General features: G+C 72.8%; 13 protein-coding genes and 1 tRNA gene. 13 read left to right on the plus strand and 1 reads right to left on the minus strand.

Features of this window, described 5'->3' with window-relative positions; genetic code table 11:
• The first annotated feature begins 6 nt into the window (after positions 1-6).
• From O0S08_RS21740 to O0S08_RS21760, 5 genes are all read left to right on the plus strand, one after another.
• Positions 7-1,077 (plus strand): PhoH family protein, encoded by a 1,071-nt coding sequence (locus O0S08_RS21740; protein ID WP_269041121.1) that lies wholly within the window; start codon positions 7-9, stop codon positions 1,075-1,077.
• Positions 1,078-1,973: 896 nt separating this feature from the next.
• The gene (locus tag O0S08_RS21745; protein WP_269041122.1) at positions 1,974-3,290 is read left to right on the plus strand and encodes an SGNH/GDSL hydrolase family protein; all 1,317 of its coding nucleotides are present in this window, start codon (positions 1,974-1,976) and stop codon (positions 3,288-3,290) included.
• A 211-nt stretch (positions 3,291-3,501) separates the two neighbouring features.
• Positions 3,502-5,241, plus strand: coding sequence for a TldD/PmbA family protein (locus O0S08_RS21750; RefSeq protein ID WP_269041123.1), 1,740 nt, complete (start codon positions 3,502-3,504; stop codon positions 5,239-5,241).
• 99 nt (positions 5,242-5,340) lie between these two features.
• Positions 5,341-5,637, plus strand: coding sequence for a hypothetical protein (locus tag O0S08_RS21755; RefSeq protein ID WP_269041124.1), 297 nt, complete (start codon positions 5,341-5,343; stop codon positions 5,635-5,637).
• Complete coding sequence (locus O0S08_RS21760) at positions 5,634-6,239, plus strand: hypothetical protein (protein ID WP_269041125.1); 606 nt, start codon at positions 5,634-5,636, stop codon at positions 6,237-6,239. Before O0S08_RS21755 ends, O0S08_RS21760 begins: the two co-directional genes overlap by 4 nt.
• Before the next feature lie 315 nt (positions 6,240-6,554).
• Here the strand turns inward: O0S08_RS21760 and O0S08_RS21765 are convergent, their stop codons facing one another.
• Positions 6,555-7,760, minus strand: coding sequence for a KamA family radical SAM protein (locus O0S08_RS21765; protein WP_269041126.1), 1,206 nt, complete (start codon positions 7,758-7,760; stop codon positions 6,555-6,557).
• Positions 7,761-8,118: 358 nt separating this feature from the next.
• On the opposite strand from O0S08_RS21765, the gene O0S08_RS21770 reads away from it, so the two are divergent.
• The 8 genes from O0S08_RS21770 (at position 8,119) to O0S08_RS21805 (ending at position 18,025) form a co-directional block, all read left to right on the plus strand.
• Positions 8,119-9,387 carry an adenylate/guanylate cyclase domain-containing protein gene (locus O0S08_RS21770; RefSeq protein ID WP_269041127.1) on the plus strand — a complete coding sequence of 423 codons (1,269 nt, stop codon included), beginning with the start codon at positions 8,119-8,121 and terminating at the stop codon, positions 9,385-9,387.
• 68 nt (positions 9,388-9,455) lie between these two features.
• The gene (locus tag O0S08_RS21775) at positions 9,456-11,336 is read left to right on the plus strand and encodes an HD family phosphohydrolase (protein WP_269041128.1); all 1,881 of its coding nucleotides are present in this window, start codon (positions 9,456-9,458) and stop codon (positions 11,334-11,336) included.
• A gap of 440 nt (positions 11,337-11,776) precedes the next feature.
• Positions 11,777-13,285 carry an rRNA maturation RNase YbeY gene (gene ybeY, locus O0S08_RS21780; RefSeq protein WP_269041129.1) on the plus strand — a complete coding sequence of 503 codons (1,509 nt, stop codon included), beginning with the start codon at positions 11,777-11,779 and terminating at the stop codon, positions 13,283-13,285.
• Entirely contained in the window at positions 13,282-14,184 is a 903-nt protein-coding gene (locus O0S08_RS21785) for an isoaspartyl peptidase/L-asparaginase (RefSeq protein ID WP_269041130.1), read from the plus strand. The genes ybeY and O0S08_RS21785 overlap by 4 nt, the downstream gene beginning before the upstream one ends.
• Positions 14,185-14,935: 751 nt before the next feature.
• Positions 14,936-16,204, plus strand: coding sequence for a hypothetical protein (locus O0S08_RS21790; protein ID WP_269041131.1), 1,269 nt, complete (start codon positions 14,936-14,938; stop codon positions 16,202-16,204).
• Positions 16,204-17,055, plus strand: coding sequence for a hypothetical protein (locus tag O0S08_RS21795; RefSeq protein ID WP_269041132.1), 852 nt, complete (start codon positions 16,204-16,206; stop codon positions 17,053-17,055). Before O0S08_RS21790 ends, O0S08_RS21795 begins: the two co-directional genes overlap by 1 nt.
• A gap of 200 nt (positions 17,056-17,255) precedes the next feature.
• A tRNA-Leu gene (locus O0S08_RS21800) sits at positions 17,256-17,340 on the plus strand.
• 112 nt (positions 17,341-17,452) lie between these two features.
• Entirely contained in the window at positions 17,453-18,025 is a 573-nt protein-coding gene (locus tag O0S08_RS21805; protein ID WP_269041133.1) for a YqgE/AlgH family protein, read from the plus strand.
• Positions 18,026-18,183 lie beyond the last annotated feature (158 nt).

The raw sequence follows: 18,183 nt of genomic DNA on the forward strand, positions 1-18,183 counted from the left end.
CACCCAGTGACGATCCGACTCAGTTTCGAAGATCAGGTCCCGCTCCAGCTCGTCCTCGGCTCGGTCGGCGGGCAGACGATGGAAGAGCTTCAGCGGGCGGCGGGGGTGACGCTCCACGTCCGCGGCGGCGACGTCACGATCGAGGGCGACGACGCCGCGGCTGCTCTGGTCGAGCGCCTTCTCCGCCAGATGGTGGCGATGGCCCGCGCCGGCACGCCCATTCACCCGGGCGACCTGCCACGCGCGCTCGAGGTCATGCGCAACGAGCCGCGGGTCGACCTGCGCTCGCTGTTCGACGACACGATCATCCCGCGCAGCGGCAGCGGCCGGCCGATCGCCCCGCGCAGCCTGGCGCAGAAGCACTACGTCGACTGCCTGCGGCGCTTCGACCTGACCTTCGGCGTCGGCCCGGCCGGCACCGGCAAGACCTACCTCGCGGTGGCGATGGGCGTGCGCATGCTGCTCGACAAGCGGGTGCGGCGGATCATCCTCGCCCGCCCCGCGATCGAGGCCGGCGAGAACCTCGGCTTCCTGCCCGGCACGTACGAAGAGAAGATCAGCCCGTACATGCGCCCGCTCTACGACGCGCTGCACGACATGCTCGACGTGCAGAAGGTGATGCGGATGATGGAGCAGGGCATCATCGAGATCGCGCCGCTGGCGTACATGCGCGGGCGGACGCTCAGCGAGACGTTCCTGATCCTCGACGAGGCGCAGAACACCACGCCCGAGCAGATGAAGATGTTCCTGACGCGCATCGGCGCGGGCACGCGGGCGGTGGTCACCGGCGATCCGACGCAGAACGACCTGCCGTACGGCAAGCGCAGCGGCCTCGGTCACGCGCTGCGAGTGCTCCGCGGGGTCGAGGGCATCGCGTTCTGCAGCTTCACGCACACCGACGTGATGCGCCACCAGCTGGTGCAGCGCATCATCCTCGCCTACGACCGCGAGGACCAGCGCCGCCGCACCACCGGCCGGCCCGCGCGCCCCGGCGAGGGCCGCCGCGACGAAGAAGGTCGCCGCGACGCCGCCGAGACCCAGTCCGACGACGACGGTCCGGGCGAAGGTCGCCACTGAGGCGAGCCTCGCCGCGAAGACTCGCGGCTCGTCGCGGAGGCCGAGCGCGGCGGCGGGCCGGTGATTCGTGATGTTGCGAGCCGGCTCTGTCCGCGACAGGATCCTCGGCGTGAAGACTCGCGGCTCGTCGCAGAGCCGAGCGCGGCGGCTCGCCGGCAATTCGTGATGCTGCGAGCCGGCTCTGTCCGCGACAGGATCCTCGGCGTGAAGACTCGCGGCGATCGTCGTGCGAGGGCCGAGCGCGCAGACGGCCTGTTCGGCGCCACGAGCTTGACGCGAAGGCTTCGGTGAGCGCGTGCGCCGTGCGGAAATCGCGGCTCGCCGGCGACTGTGCCGGCCTCTGACTCTGCAGGCGACACGGCAGTGGTAGGGTCCGAGCGCGGAGAGGTGCCGCCGATTCGTGAGGTTGCGAGCCGGACTCGTTCGCCGTCACGATCCTCGGCGAGCGCGTGCGCTGCGGAAATCGCGGCTCGCCGGGCAGCGGTCCGAGGCCGCGACTTCTGCGGGTCAGGCAGAAGTGGTTCTCCTCGGGAATGACTCCCGTGCGTGGGCCTCGATGCGAACGGGTGATGCGTGCCGCGGAAGTACTGGCGCCGAGCGTCGCGTTCGGTCGTTCCTCGGCGGGAGAAGGCGCGACTGCGATCGCCAGCCGCTGTCCCTCGCGCCGTTCCTCGTGAGTGAAGTTGCAGGTCTCGCCGCGCCCGTCCGCATGACGTCCGCTTCATGCGAGGCGCCGCTCATGTCCGGGGTGACCCCAAAGGCAGCGGGCGTGACAGGTGTCCTCGGGCTCCAGACCCCGGAGGGGGTCACGAGTGTGTCGCGGTTTTGAGTGGATCGGCTCGCGGCCGTTCGAGTAGTGTGACGTGGTGAACTACGCCTGTCGTCTCGCTGTCACATTGCCGCGGCCTGCGGGCCTGCTCGCCCTCCTTTTCGCCATCGGTCTGCCGGCGTGCGGCGAGGTCGAAGACGCCAGCGCGACCGCGCCGACCAGCGGGGACACCAGCAGCGAGGCGAGCAGCGACTCGACCGGCACCAGCGGGGACACGCCGACGAGCACCCAGGGGCCGGTCACCGAGACGGGCGGCAGCGAGGGCGCGACGGAGGGCGCGACCACCGGGCCGACCAGCGGGGACGAGACCACCAGCACCACGGGCACGGACACGAGCACCACCAGCCCGGTGACCTCGACTGACGGCACCACCTCGACGACCTCCACTTCCACGACGTCGACGACCTCGGACACGACCGGCGACGAGACCACGGGCACCACCGGCGAGCCGTCCAACACCGACTGTCTGCTCGAGGGCTTCGCCAACCCCGACATGGCGCTCAAGCTCGATTACGATCAGTTCGGGCCGGTCATCGGCTCGCACTGCAAGGGCACCAACCACCAGGACATCACCGACATCGAGCGCGTGGTGTTCCTCGGCGACTCGGTCACCGTCGGCACCCCGCCGCAGCTCGGCGACGACTATTACCGCTCCAAGCTGGCCGACGTGCTGGTCGACCGCTTCGGCCTGACGCCGCCCAACCCGCTGTGGAAGCAGGCCAACCCGATCGACGGGGTCGCGCTGGTCAAGGAGTCGGGCGACTTCGTGTCGTGCTCGAAGTGGGGCGCGCGCACCGACGACTTCCTGCCGCCCGGCAACCAGGTCAACGACTGCTTCCCGCCCGACATGTTCGACAAGCGGACGCTCGTCATCACCACCATGGGCGGCAACGACATCGCCGCGATCGCCAAGGACGGGGCCAACGGCACGCCGCTCGACGAGGTCAAGGCCAACGCCGCCGAGGCGGCCGACCTGCTGCGCCAGACCGCCCACTGGTTCGTCGACGACCCGGAGAAGTTCCCGAACGGGGTGTTCCTGGTGTTCGCCAACGTCTACGAGTTCACCGACGGCACCGCCGACCTCATGGCCTGCCCGGCGGCGGGCCTCGGCGGCTTCGACAAGCCGTGGCAGAACCCGGCCGAGCTCATCGACGTGATGATCGGCTTCAACGAGGAGTTCATGAGCGTCGCCGTCGAGACCGGCACCGACATGATCTTCATGCTCGAGAACTTCTGCGGCCACGGCTTCAAGGCCGGCGACCCGAGCGCGCCGTGCTACCGCGGCCCGGGCCAGCAGAACTGGTTCGACCTCACCTGCATCCACCCCACCGCGCAAGGCCACACGGTGATCACCGACCTGTTCACCGCCGTGATCGACGAGTAGCGCGTCCGCCGCGAAAGTGCGCGGCGGGCGACGCGCGAATCCGCACGATGAGCGTTTTCGCGCCCGGCCCTCCGGACGCGTCCGGTCACGCGTACCGCCGCGCATCGCTCGCCGTGGGCCGCCGGGAGGGTTTGCGGGGGGCCAGGCGGGGTTGCTTGCCTTGGGATCCGGGCACGGCTATGCGTGCAAGGCCCAGCCCCCGGACACCCCAATGACCGCCGTATCGCGTCTTTCGCCGCCCTACAACCCGAATCAACCCCTACCGGACCCCGAAGCCGTGCTCGAGGTGCTGCAGCGGGAGCTCAAGCGGTCGATGGGGGGGCTGGTGGTACCCGGCTCGCCCCGGCCGTACTTCATGCAGTACTCGCTGCGGCGGGTCCACGCGCTGCGCCTGCGGGCGGCCCACGGGGCGCTGCTGCGCTCGCGCGAGTCGACTGCCGGCCAGCTCTGGGCCGATGTCCGGGTCGGCAGCCACAAGTTCGACAACGTCATCGACGGCGGCCTCGGCGACCGCTCGGAGGAGCGGGAGAGCAGCGACTGGGTCGACGCGCCCGACGACCTCAACCTCCAGGCGCTGCAGATCGGCCTGTGGAAGCTGACGCAGATCAAGTTCGACGAGGCCCTGGAGGACTACTACGAGCACCGCAAGGCGACCGTCAGCGAGTTCCTGCGCGACGAGATCAGCTCCTTTACGCGCGAGCGGCCGGTCGTCCACAAGGAAGAGCTGCACCACGACCCGTTCCCGCGGGCCCAGTGGGAGAAGACGCTGGTCGAGCTGTCGCGCCGGTTCCTCGACCACCCGGAGGTCTACGACCCGAGCATCAGCCTGTCGGCCGAGCGGGTCCATCGCTGGCTGGTCAACAGCGAGGGGACGGCGGTCATCACCGAGGACGTGTTCATCCAGCTGGGCATCGAGGGCTGGGTGCTGACCGAGGACGGGGTGTACGTCGAGGGCTCGCGCCAGCTGTACCTGCGGGCGGTCGACGAGGTGCCCGAACGCGCGCACCTCGAGCGCCTGCTGGCCGACGTGCTCGAGGAGCTGGCCGCGCTGCGGTCGGCCGACAGCCCCGGGGCCTTCATCGGCCCGGCGCTGCTGTCGGGCCAGGCCGCGAGCACGCTGTTCCACGAGGCCCTCGGCCACCGCCTCGAGGGCGAGCGGCTGATCGCCCGCGGTGAGAGCAAGACGTTCGCCCGCATGCGCGGCGAGCGGATCCTGCCCCGCGGGATCCACGTGTTCGACGACCCGACGCTGACGCACTGCGGCCGCGAGCCGCTGTGGGGCCACTACCGCGTCGACGACGAGGGCGTGGCGTCCCGGCGCACCCTGCTGGTCGACGACGGGGTGCTGAAGGGCTTCCTGCAGAGCCGCAGCCCGATCCCCGGCAGCGACCACTCGAACGGCCACGGCCGCCACGACGGGGTCGAGCGGCCGATGGCGCGCATGGGCACCTTCGTGGTCGAGGGCGCGCCGGGCTCGGGCGAGTCGTGGGACGCGCTGCGGACCCGCCTCATCGAGCTGGCGCGGGCCCAGGGCCGGCGCCACGGGGTCATCATCCAGCGCGTCCTGGCCGGCGAGACGTCGACCTCGGACTACGACTTCCAGGCCTTCAAGGGCAGCCTCGCCGAGGTCTATCTGGTCGACGCCCAGACCGGCAAGGTCCGCCGGATCCGCGACGTCGAGCTGATCGGCACCCCGCTGGCCGCGCTGCAGAAGATCACGGCGTTCGGCCGCGACCGCGAGACCGACCAGGGCTACTGCTACGCCGAGAGCGGGTCGATCCCGGTCAGCGGGATCGCCCCGCCGATCCTGCTGTCGGAGCTGGAGCTGCAGCAGAGCAGCACCACCGGCTATCACGACCCGCTGCTGCCGCCGCCGTTCGCCGACGACGGCTCGCGCGGGCGCAAGGGCGGGCTGCGCGAGCGCGGCAAGCGGAAGAAGCCCCTCAACTGAGGGCGCCGGCGTCCGGCAGGGCGGGGCGGCGCCGGCCGGCCGCGGCAGGTCCGGGACAGCCTGTTGCCGGCGGCGGCCGGCTCTGCCAGCCTCGAGAGGATGGGGCCGCTCGTGTGCGCCGGGCTGTTCTACGTCTGGAACCTCCAGGCGTCGCTCCGGCTCGCGTACCGCGGGGCGCTGGGGCCTGGCGGTGACCCGCTGCCGGCTCACGTCCTGGGCAACTTCGTCCTGCTGGCGACCGTCACCGCGGTGGCGTTCACGCGGGCGGAGGCCTGGCACCTGGCGAGGCCGTGGTGGCTGCTGGCGGCGACCCTCGGGCTGACGTCGGGGCACTGCGCGGCGATCGCCTGGTCGGAGCAGCTGGGAACGACGCGACGCGAACGGAGCGAAGCATGAGCGAGCTGTACAGCGTCCTGGTCGAGTCGGCGGCGGGCGGCGAGGTCGTCCTGCGGATCACCACGGTGCACCCGGACGCGGGGCCTCCGCCCGACACCGCCAGCTTCACGGTCGCGGTGCTGCTCGACCTGTGGTCGCTGCTCGACCGCGGCTTCGGAGCCCTGGTCGACGGCTGCTCGCTCGACCGGGCCGAGGCGCAGCGACTGGCGCAGGACCCGGCGTGGGCCTCGCGCTGCCGGCACCTGCGCGAGCTGAGCTTCGGCCGCCAGGTCGTGTGCACGGCCGAGGAACACGCGGCGCTCGAGGCGGCGATGCTGGCCGGTGAGCCGATGCTGTTCCGCGGCGAGCCGGTCGGCGGGCTGCTCGGCTACGCCAACCAGGCTTACGTGTTCATCCCCGGCGACCCGATGGTGTTCGCCACGGCGGTGGCGCCGCTGGTCGCGGCCCACGGCGTCGATCAGCGCGAGTTCGACGAGGCCTACGAGGACTGGCCGGACGACCCGGAGCAGCGCCCGCGGGCCCGTGTCCGGCTGAAGGTCCACGACGCCGGCTGGCTCGGCTTCGTCCGCCCGGGCTGGCGCTGGGACAGCGCGGCGCGCTGAGGCGGCGAGCGCCGGTCGGCGCCTCACGGCTCGTGGACGGCGGCTGCCGGTCTCGAGTCGGCGGCGAGCTCGGGTCGGCTGCGTTGGGCCTCAAAGGGTGGCGGGCGGCGGCTGCGGTTCTCGCGTCAGCCGGCTGCGTCGTCGGGCTCTCGCGTTGGTCGGCTGTGTCGGGCGCTCTTGGGGCTCTGCGGACGGCCGCTGCGGTTCTCGCGTCGGGCAAGCTCGGGGTCGGCCCCGTCGGGGCGATCGGCCGGACGCCCGGCGCCTTCACGGTCGTCTCAGGCAGGGGTCGTGCCCCACCACGAGCCGTGACGCTCAGCGATCGCGCGGTGGATTCTCGGCGACGATCTCCGAGTAATCCCGCACACGTGCGTCATAGGTCTTGAACTTCCACTCGAAGCCGGATCGCGCCGCCACGTAGCTCGGGCCGAGCGGGATCTTGCCGTCGCCACCGGGGAGGTCGAGGACGTAGTGCGGCAGGCACAGGCCGGAGATGTGGCCGCGGAGGGCGGTCATCAGCTCGAGGCCGCGGTCGATCGTGGTGCGGAAGTGCGACAGGCCGCGGGTCGAGTCGCAGTGGTGGAGGTAGTAGGGGCGGATCCCGAGGGCGTAGACCAGCTCGCGGAACAGCGTCCGCAGGGCCTCGGCGTCGTCGTTGACGCCCTTCAGCAGGACGGTCTGGTTGAGCAGGATGAAGCCGGCCTCGCGCAGGGTGCGGGCGGCGGCGATGGTCGCGTCGGTGATCTCGCGGGCGTGGTTGAAGTGGGTGACGACGCAGACCATCAGGCGGCCCTTGAGCGCCTGCACCAGGCCGGCGTTGACGCGCTCGGGCAGGACCACGGGGATCCGGGTGTGGAGGCGCAGCAGGCGGACGTGGCCGATCGCCTCGATCCGCCGCCGCAGCTCCTCCAGGCGGTCGTTGCCGAGGATCAGCGGGTCGCCGCCGGTGAGGATGACCTCGCGGATCTCCGGGTGCGCGGCGATGTAGGCCAGGGCCGGCTCGAGGGCCGCGAGCGAGTAGGCGGCGGCGTCGTCGTCGGCCAGCGACTCCTTGCGGAAGCAGTGCCGGCAGTACACGGCGCACTGATAGGTCGGGTAGAGCAGGACGCGGTCGGGGTAGCGATGGGTCAGCCGGGCGGCCGGGCTGTGGGCGGCGTCGCCGATCGGGTCCTCGCGCTCGCGCGGGTCGTGCACCAGCTCGTCGGCGGTGGGGATGACCTGGCGCCGGATCGGGTCGCGCTCGTCGGCCCAGTCGATGAGCTCGAGGTAGCGCCGCGGCGCCTTGACGTGGAAGCTGGCGGCGGCCGCGGCGTCGCGGGCCCGGTCGGCCGGGGCGATCGGCAGGTCGGCCAGATCGGCGGCCCGCCGCAGCTCCAGGCGCTTGCGGGGTGAGGTGCCGGTGGCCGCGAAGGACCCGGCGGCGACAGGGCGGAGCGAGTCGGTGGCAGGCAGAGCGGGCCGGGGAGGTTCGGTGTCCCCGGCAACCGTTGGCGACGCGGCCAGGCAGGGCTCGGCGGCCACGGGACGACCCGGCTCGGCGCCGACGGCAACCGGGCGGCTCGAGGCGGCAACCGACGGGGCGGGTCGGCAGGGCTCGGCGACGGAACCACTGGAGTCGACGGCCGCGGCCTCGGCGGTCGGGGGACGGCTCGGCTCGCCGGTCACTGGCCGAGCCGAGCCGTGACTCGACGCTCGGGGCCCGCGGTCGAGCGAGCGGGAGGCGGCCGCCCCCGGTTCGTCGTGGCCGGCGTCCACGCGCCAGGAATCGCTGCGCTGCGGCGCCTCGGCGTCGTCGTCCCGGTCGGCCACGATCGCGCGGAGGCTAGCCGCGGCGTCGGGGTGCGTCAACACGGCGCGGCGAGCTTTCGCTACCCTCGGCGTGGACGTGCCTGTCGCCGAGCAGACGGTGTGGGACGGAGAGGTCGACGAGCAGCGCCGGATCGGCGTGATGCTCGACCGGATCTTCGTCGCCGTCGCGGTGGCGATCGGCGCGGCGACCGTCTTCCAGGCGGCGAGCCAGGCGATCGATCCGCTGATGAGCTTCAACCTGGTGGTCATCGCGCTGTTCCTGGGCCTGCGCGTGGTGGTCCGCCGCGGTCACGTGCGCGCCGTCAGCGTCGGCCTGGTGGTGACGCTGTGGATCCTCGTGACCGTGGCGGTGTGGTTCGACGGCGGGCTCAAGAGCCCGTCGCTCGCGGCCTACTTGACGATCCTGATGCTGGCGGCGCTGCTGCTGCGCCCGGGCGCGTTGTGGGTGTACCTGGCGCTGTCGGCGGCGGCGGCCCTGGGCTTCGTGGTGGCCGAGAGCGCGGGGGTGCTGCCGCCGCGGCAGTCGGTCGACACTCTGGTGCGGCCGTTCTTCGTCCACCTGATCCACCTGCTGGCGTCGGCGCTGTTCCTCTACATGGCGGTCGACAGCCTCGAGCGGGCGCGGGCGCGGGCGCGGGCCAATCAGGAGCGGGCGGCGCTGCTGCTGACCCAGCTCGAGCTCGAGAAGGAGCGCGCCGACGAGCTGCTGCACAACATCCTGCCGGTGCGCGTGGCCGATCAGCTGAAGCGCAAGCTGCACCCGATCGCGGAGCGCTTCGAGTCGGCGACGGTGCTGTTCGCCGACATCGCCGAGTTCACCCGCTTCGCCTCCGAGCGGCCGCCCGACGTGGTGGTCGAGCTGCTCAACGACATCTTCTCGCGCTTCGACGCGCTGGCGGAGGAGCGCGGGCTCGAGAAGATCAAGACCATCGGCGACGCCTACATGGTGGTGGCGGGGATCCCGACGCCGCGGGCCGACCACGCGGCGGCGATGGCCGAGATGGCGCTGGCGATGCGGGTCGAGTTCGCGCGCTTCGTGGCCGCGCGCGAGCTCGCCCTCGGGCTGCGGATCGGGCTCCACTGCGGGCCGGCCGTGGCGGGGGTGATCGGCCGCCGCAAGTTCATTTACGACCTCTGGGGCGACACCGTGAACACCGCCAGCCGCATGGAATCGCTCGGCCAGGTCGGCGAGATCCAGGTGTCCGAAGCGGTCGCCACGGCCCTCCAGGGCCGATTTACGTGCGTTCCGCGGGGGTCGCTCGCGGTCAAGGGCAAGGGCGAGCTGCAGGTGTTTTGGCTGCAAGACCCGGCGGAAAAGCCGGCAGTCGTGGGGTCTTGAGTCCTCACGTCGCTGGGGCGCCCGAAGGTGTGCATGGCGCTGCGCCGCGCGGGTGTACGCTGAGCCGGATGGACGAGGGGCTGCTGCGTTACCCCGACGTGCTCGCCTATCTCCGGCAGCTGGCCAGAGATCCGGCGTTCGGTCGGGTGCAGTACGTCACCGAACTCGGCGGCACGCTGCGCGCCGCGGTGATCGGGCGCGGGCGAGCCCGGCTGGCGATCGTCGAGGCGCTCGGGTTCGTGCCGCCCGAGTTCGACGTGGTGCTGGTAGTCGGCCCCGAACGCTCGCTGGCGGCGGCGCTGGGGCGCATGCCGGCCCACCGCGCGCACGCGCTGGCGCTGCCGACCTCGACGGGGCGGCTGCGGCGGGCCATCGACGAGGCGCTCCTGGCGGTCGAGGCCATCCTGCAGAGCCGCGTCGCCGATCAGCTGGTGGAAGTCGGCCTGGCGCTCAACCGCGAACGCGACCCCCGTCGCGTGCTCGAGCTGATCGTCCGCCACGCGCGGGCGATCACCGGCGCCGACGCCGGCTCGATCTACGTGGTCGAAGACGACGGGGCGACGCTGCGCTTCCGCGTGGCCCATAACGACTCGGTCGCCGCCGACCTGCGCGACCACACACTGCCGGTCTCCGACGCCTCGGTGGTCGGCGCGTGCGTGCGGACCGGCCAGATCATCAACCTCGAGGACATGTACTCGGAGACAGGTCGCACCGCGCTCGGCCGCGCGTTCGTGCACGACCGCTCGTTCGACGAGCGCTTCGGCTACCAAACGCGCTCGCTGCTCACGGTGCCGATGCGCGCCCCGGAGGGCCAGGTGATCGGCGCGGTCCAGCTGATCAACGCCAAGGACGGGCGCCATCCGCTGGCCTGGCCGGCCGACTTCGGCCGCCGCACCCGGCCGTTCTCGGCCGCCGACGAGCGGGTCTGCCTGGCGCTGGCGACCCAGGGGGCGGTCGCGCTCGAGAACGCCAACCTCTACGCGGAGGTGCAGGCGCTGTTCGAGGGGTTCGTCCGCGCCAGCGTGACGGCGATCGAGCAGCGCGACCCGACCACCAGCGGGCACAGCCAGCGGGTGGCCGACCTGACCGTGGCGCTGGCGAAGGCGGTCGACCGCTCCGACGGGCCGCTCGCCGAGGTGAAGTTCTCGACCGACGACCTGCGCGAGATCGAGGTCGCGGGGCTGCTGCACGACTTCGGCAAGGTCGGCGTGCGCGAGCACGTGCTGGTCAAGGCGAAGAAGCTGTTCGACTGGGAGCTGACGCTGGTCGAGGAGCGCCTCGACCACCTGCGCACCGCGGCGCGGCTGAGGCTGGCCGAGCGCGAGCTGGTGGCGCTGCGCACCGGCACGATCGACGTCGAGGCGGCGCGGCGGGCGTTCACGGCGGAGCTGCTGCAGATCGAGCGCTGGCGCGAGGTGGTGCGCCGGGCCAACGAACCGGCGCTGCTGCCGGAGGCGGTCGAGGCCGAGATCCACGAGGTCGCGGCGGCCCGCAGCCACACGCCCGACAAGGTCCTGCGGATCCTCGACGACGCCCACCTGACGGCCCTGCGGATCGCTCGCGGCAGCCTGACCGAGCACGAGCGCTCGGAGGTGCAGAACCACGTGCGCCACACGTTCGAGTTCCTGCGCCAGATCCCGTGGGGCCAGCGGCTCCGGCGAGTGCCCGAGATCGCCGGGATGCACCACGAGTACATGGACGGCAGCGGCTATCCGCGGGGCGCGGCGGCCGCGGCGATCCCGATCCAGGCGCGCATGATGACGGTGGCCGACATCTTCGACGCCTTGACCGCCGCCGACCGGCCGTACAAAAAAGCGGTGCCCGTGGAAATGGCGCTCGACATCCTCCACGCCGAAGCCCGCGCCGGCAAGCTCGACCGGGTGGTGCTCGACGTGTTCGTCGGGGCGCGGGTCTACGACCGGCTGGACCTGTCCGGAGGCCGCAAGTGACGCGGCGCTGGCAAGCTCTACCGCGGGCGGCTCGACGTGTTGTTCGGGCGCGGTTGCGCGGCAGTCTCGAGTTGTCCGGAGGCCACGAGTGATGCGGCGAACGAGAGCGGGGCGCAACGCGGCCGGCGCGCAGGCAGGCGCCCGCGCTGGCAAGCTCGACCGTGGGGGACGCGACGCGTTCGTCGGGATGCGGATGCACGACCGTCTCGAGCTGTCCGGAGGGCACGCGTGATGCGGCGAACGAGGGCGGGACGCAACGCGGCCGGCGAGCGGGCGGACACCGGCGCTGGCAAACTCGACGGCGGGATGCTCGGCGTGTTCGTCGGGGTGCGGAGGCACGACCAACTCGAGCTGTCCGGAGGCCACAAGTGACGCGGCGAACGAGGGCGGGGCGCAGTGCGGCCGGCGAACAGACAGGAGCGACCGGCCAGGGCAAGGTCGTGAGGCGCGGCGCGCCGCTTGCCGAGGACGCAGGCGAGCCAGCGGCGGGAGACGGGGACGAGCGAGGCCAGGAGCTCGCGGACGAGGACGATCTCGAGCCGGATGCCGACGAGGCGGAAGCAGACGACGAGGTCGACGAGTCGGACGCCGATGACGAGGCCGACGCTGAAGCCGACGACGAGTCGTACGCCGATGACGAGGCGGACGCGGACGACGAGTCGTACGCCGATGACGAGGCGGACGCGGAAGCAGACGACGAGTCGGACGCCGATGACGAGGCGGACGCGGAAGCAGACGACGAGTCGGACGCCGATGGCGAGGCGGACGCGGAAGCAGACGACGACTTGTACGCCGATGGCGAGGCGGACGCGGACGACGAGGGCGACGCGAACGACGAGGCCTACGATGACGCGGCGGATGCCGACGACGCGGCGGACGCGACGGACGAGGCGTACACCGACGAGGTCGAACTGCGCGACGCCGATGACGACGACGCGGACGACGAGGCGTACGCCGATGACGACGCGGACGACGAGGCGTACGCTGATGACGACGACGCGGACGCCGTCGACGCGGACGCAGACGACAACGACGACGAGGCCGATGCGCACGAGGACGAGCGAGGCGACGTGAACGCTGGCGGCGGCGAGGCGAACGCGGACATCGAGACGGGCCCGGCAGACGACGAACAAGGCGCTGACCTCGACGCAGGCGAGGACTTCGACTCGGACGCCGACTCGGACGAGGACGCCGACTCGGACGAGGAAGACGACTCGGACGAAGAGGCCGACGCGGTCGAAGAGGCCGACGCGGAGTTCGCCGGCGACGACGCGTTCTCCCTTCGCTTCGCCGACGCCGAGGACCTGTCCTTCGCGTCAGGTCGAAGCCGGATCCGCTTCACCGTCGCCCCGCGGCGCAAGGCCCCGCGGTGGTTCGTGCAGGCGCTGTCGCGGCGGGTCGATCGCGCGGCCCGGCGGCTCGGGATCGGCGCGGGCGGGGCGGTGACTTGCCACCTGGTCGACGACCCGGCGATCGCCCGGCTGAACGCCGAGCACATGGGCAAGGTCGGGCCGACCGACGTGCTGTCGTTCCCGGCCGGGCCGCTGGGGCCGGGCGAGGCTGGGGCGCCGGCGGGCGACGTGGTCGTCAGCGTCGACGCGGTCCGGCGCCAGGCGCGGGCTCGCCTGGGGATCTCCGACGTGTCGGAGAGGACAGGTATCAAGCGACAGGTCCTATGGGGCCTGGTCATCGAGACCGGTCCGAAAGAGCCTGTCCTTCCGGACATGGTCGAAGGTTCTGCCGAAGCGGCCGCGGCGCTCGACGAGGCGACCGTCCTGGTGGTCCACGGCCTGTGCCATCTGCTCGGTCACGACCACGGGGGGCGCGGGGAGGCGCGGGCGATGCACCGGGCCGAGCGCCGCGGGCTCAAGGCCGCCGGCACGCCGGACGTGCCGCGCCCGTACGGCATCGACGCGCGTCGCGGCCGGCGCGAGAGGAGGACGCGGTGACGACACCGGTGATCGTGGTGCACGGCGGCGCGGGGACGGTGGCGGAGGACCTGCGCGGGTCGGCGGTGACCGGCACGCACGCGGCCGCAGCGGCCGGCCAGGCGGTGCTGCTGGCGGGCGGCAGCGCCGAGGCGGCCGTGCTCGCGGCCGTGCGCGCGCTCGAGGACGATCCGGGCTTCAACGCCGGCCGCGGCGCGTGCATGAACGCCGACGGGGTGTTCGAGGCCGACGCCGCGATCATGCGCTCGCGCGACCTGCGGTCGGGCGCGGTCGCCGGGGTCCGCGAAGTCCGCGACACGATCCTGCTGGCGGCGCTGGTGATGAACGAGACCCGCCACTGCCTGCTGGTCGGCGACAACGCGGCCCGCTTCGCCCGCGAGCGCGGGGTCGGCCACTTCGGCCGCGAGGAGGTGTGGACCGCCAAGGCCGAGGCCCACTTCGCGGCGGTGCGCGCGGGGCAGCGGCTCGACAACCGCGCCGACACCGTCGGCGCAGTCGCCCTCGACGCGCGCGGCGAGCTGTGCGCGGCCGGCTCGACCGGCGGCGTGCTTTACAAGTTGCCCGGTCGCGTCGGCGACACGCCGATGGTCGGCTCCGGCCTCTACGCGCACCCGGAGCTCGGCGCCTGCGCGACGACGGGCCTCGGCGAGGCGATCTTGACCCACGTGCTCGCCTACGCGGCGCTGCAGCGGGTCCGCGGCGCGGCCAGCGACGCGGTGACGCCCCTGGCCGCCGGCCTGGTGCGCGAGGTGTCGACGCGCTGGGACGGAGCCGCCGTCGGGCTGATCCTGCTCCGCCCCGACGGCACCGCGGCCGTCGTGCACGCCAGCGATCACATGAGCTGGGCGCTCGCGCGAGGCGACGAGGCGGTCGCGGCCGGTCTGTCCGTGCTCGCCTGAGCCGGACGCTCGCGCGAAACGACGAGGCCGGGCTCGTCGCTCGCTGCCGAGTTGCCGCGACGCGCTTGGCCGCCGAGCGGGTGCCGTCGTGCACGCCAGCGCTCGCATGCGCTGGGCGCTCGCGCGAGGCGTCAGACGGCCGCCGCCGGCCTGGTAGCGCGCGCCCGAACTGGGCTCCCGATCGAGGCAAGAAAGCCGAGGTTCGTCGCTCAGGGACCAGCCGGCACGCGGCTCTCGCGGCCCGGCAGTCGGTCCCAGCCGTGACTCGGTGGGCTGGGCGCTCACGAGAGGCGACGAGGTGGTCCCCGCCGGCCCGTCGGCGATCCCATGCTGGACGCTCGCGTGACGAGGAAGCTGGGGTCCGTCGTTCGTCGTCAGCGGCGAGGGCTGCCGCCGCCGGGCTGTTCGTTCGAGCCGCGGATCGGTGCGCGTCGCCCCGGCGCCGGCGTTCTGTCGTTCGCCAGGCGTCGGGTGTCGGCCGATGCGCAGGGCCGGCCCGACGCCTGGACTCGTGGACCGGCGCCGCCGGGCTGCCGCAGATCCGCGGCCTGCAGCGGGCGGGCGGCGATCTGGGCACTGGACGCCGGGGCGGGGGGGCGCCTATAACCGGCAGGTGCTTCGTTGCGCGCTGATCGTCGCTTTGGCCGCACCGCCGGCCGCCGGTCCGAGCGCGTCACCGGTCCCGTGGGGGCCGCTGCCGGGTCAGCCGGCGCCGGCCGGCGATGATGCGAAGGGACAGGTTCCCGCGGACATGTCGCAGGGGACAGGGTCCTCGGAGCAGGTCGAAAAGGACAGCCCCGCCGCGCCGGTGACGAGCGGCACGCCCGCGCCGGCGTCGCGCCTCGAGCCGATGGGTCCGAGCGGGCCGGCGCCGGTGGCAGTGCCGCCGCCCGAGCCGGGCGAGGCGACGCTGGAGCTGTCGGGCGCGGGGCAGGGCGGGCAGGTCGTCGTGACCTCGCCGCGGGGCAAGCTGCTCGGCTCGTACGCCGTCGGCCCGGGCCAGACGATCCTGCTGCGCGGGGCGCCGGGCGAGTACGTGGTCCGCAGCCCGGACGCGCCGCACGGCCTGGTCGTGCCCGTGGTCGAGCGTACGCACGTGCAGGTCGGTCCGACCGGGCTGACGATGGTGCGCGACGAGGGGCCGACGCCAGGACCGGTCGTCCGCGTCGGCCGGTCCGCGGCCGCGCGCGACGGCAACTGGCGCCGTCCGGTCTCGCCGATCCTGTCGGCGCTGGTGCCGGGCCTGGGTCAGATGGTCAACCGCGAGTACGCGCGCGGGGCCGGCTTCTTGCTCGGGGCCGTGTCGCTCGGGGGCGTTGCCCTCGGCCTCGCGCTCACCCGCGACCCGTCCGACGCGGCCACCCCGGGCGCGCACGGCCGCACCTTCGCCTCCGACGTCGTCGGCGCGGCCGGCCTCGGGCTCCTGACCGGCGGCCTGCACCTCCTCTACATGGCGCAGGTGATGGACGCCTACGCCGGGGCGATCGGCAAGCGCACGCCGAAGCCGCACAGCCGCCACAAGGTGTCGCTCGAGCTGCGGCGCATGGCGACCGTGGGTATGCGCGCCGGCGATCCGGCCGCCCAGCTGTACGCCGACTGGAACGTCGGCGTGCTCGGTCAGGTCGCGCCGCGCTTCAGCGTCGGTCTGACCGACCTCGGCCTCAAGTTCGGGCCCGGCCGCGCGGTGCTGCAGGGCGGGCCGCGGCTGCAGTACCGGGTGCTCGAGCGCGGGCGCGTGTGGCTGTCGCTGGCCGCCGGCGCGATCGTCCAGGGCGCGTTCGCCAGCGGGACCCCGCCGGCCGTGCCCGAGGGCGAGAAGCCGCCGCGCACCGCGGCGGTCGCCGCCATCCCGTACGGCCAGCTCGACCTGCGGCTGTTCATCCTCGATCGCTGGTCGATCGACATCGTCCCGCGGATCAGCGCCCCGCTCGGCGCCGCCCGCTACTACCGCCAGGACGGCGCGATCCCCAAGCAGGCGATCACGCTCGAGCTCGGCACCGGCCTGGGGGTGTACTTCTGATGCTGGCCTTTCGGACCTGTCGCTCGGGACACTGGCTGCTCGGACATGTCCGTACGGCCATGCTGGTGGCGCTCGCGGCCGGCGCGGCGGGCTGCGTGTTCGGCTACCGCAGCGAGGCCGAGGTCGAGGCGACCTGGCAGCTCACCGGCGTCCAGACGGTGCGCGTCGACCTGCCCGACACGCCGCTGACGGTGGTCGGCGACCCGATGGCCACGGGCCTCGAGCTGCGCGGCGAGTGGCGGGCCGCCGGCGGCAGCGAGAAGGTGGCCAAAGCCAACGCGCGCACGCCGCGGCTCGTGTTCGACGTGACCGGCGGGTTCGCGCGGCTCGGCGCGGTGGTGCCGCTGGCGGTCGACGACCAGGTCGACCTCGAGGTCGAGGAGATCCGGCTGCCGCCCACGCTCGACCTCGAGTTGCAGACGGGGCTCGGCGACGTCGACGTCGTCGGCGTGGTCGGCAACATCGGCGTCGACGTCGAGATCGGCGACATCGACATCGACGGCGGCGACGGCGGGATCGCAGTGCGCACCGGCGACGGCCGCGTGCGCGTCGAGTCGGCCGGCAACATGGACCTCAGCACTCGCCACGGCACCGTCGAGGTGTGGCAGGCGGGCGCGGGCGGCAACGACGTCGTGGTCCGCGCCGGCGGCGACGTGCGCGTGTGGCTGCGCTCCGACGCCGATCTCGACCTCGACCTCAAGGGGAAGTCGATCCGCGTCCAGACCGGCACCGTGTCGACCATCACCAGCGGCTCGTTCCGCCGCGCGGTCGGCGGCGGGCACGTGAAGATCTGGCTCGACGCCGGCCCAGGCCACGTCGAGGTGCGCCTCGGCGAGCCCGAGACGCCCTGAGAGGCCGCGAGCGCGGGCCGCGGGCGTTGCCGCGGCAGCGTCGCCTGGCGGGCAGGGGCGGGCACAGCTCTCGGCGAGGCGATGTCCGAGGGGCCCCAGACCCTCGCGGGCCCGGGGCGAGGCCGGCGCAGCGTGACGCGCCGCTCGGCCGGGCTTGCGAGCAGCCCGGCGCCCGTGCTAAACGCTTCGCCGCTCCTCGCGCCAGAGTGGCGAAATCGGTAGACGCGGCGGACTCAAAATCCGTTGAGGTAGCCCCTCGTGTCGGTTCGAGTCCGACCTCTGGCACTCTCGCGGGCTTCGTGCCAAAACGATCCCCGTGACCATCGATGTCGTGCGATCGCCGGCTGAACGCTCCCCTGCTGGGGCCGCCGGTCTCTCTCGTCATCTGCTGTGCGCGGTGCCGCAGCTGGTCGATCCGAACTTCGTGCGCTCGGTGGTCTTCATCATCGATCACTCCGAGCGCGGCGCGTTCGGGCTGGTCATCAATCACCGCCTGCCCACGACGATCGCGGAGTTCGCCGACGCGGTGACGCTGCGCTGGGAGGGCCCGGCCGATCAGGGGCTGCGCCTCGGCGGCCCGGTCGAGCCAGTGCGCGCGTTCCTCCTCCACGATCAGTCGCAGTGGGACCCGCTCGCCGAGGACGTCGCGCCCGGAGCGTTCCTCACCGCCTCGCTCGAGGGCGTGCGCCGCGTCAGCGACAACCGCTTCGGCGGGGCAGGTCGCAATTATTTGGTGTTCCTCGGCTACGCCGGCTGGGGCCCCGGTCAGCTCGAGTCCGAGATGGCCCAGGGCAGCTGGCTGGCGGTGCCGCTGCGCGAGCCGGCCAGCGACGCGCCAGGGGTCCCGGTGCCGTGGCTGTTCCACACCGCGCCCGAGATCATGTGGCACGAGGCGCTCGCGGCCGTCGGCATCGACCCGGCGCGGCTGATCGGCGCCAGCGTCGGCTCGGGCCGCGCGCCGCAGGCGTGAGCCGCGGGGCGAGGGCCTCCTTCGACACGCTTGCGATCGGTTGCGCCCGTGAGTCCATGGTCGAATAGACATGTACATCGTTACATGTCTATTCGTGCATGTCGAAAAGAGCATGTCAAAAAGAGCATGTCCATATGGACATGCTCTCGCGGGCATGC

Source organism: Nannocystis punicea (genome assembly GCF_026965555.1).
Classification (GTDB): Bacteria; Myxococcota_A; Polyangia; order Nannocystales; family Nannocystaceae; genus Nannocystis; species Nannocystis punicea.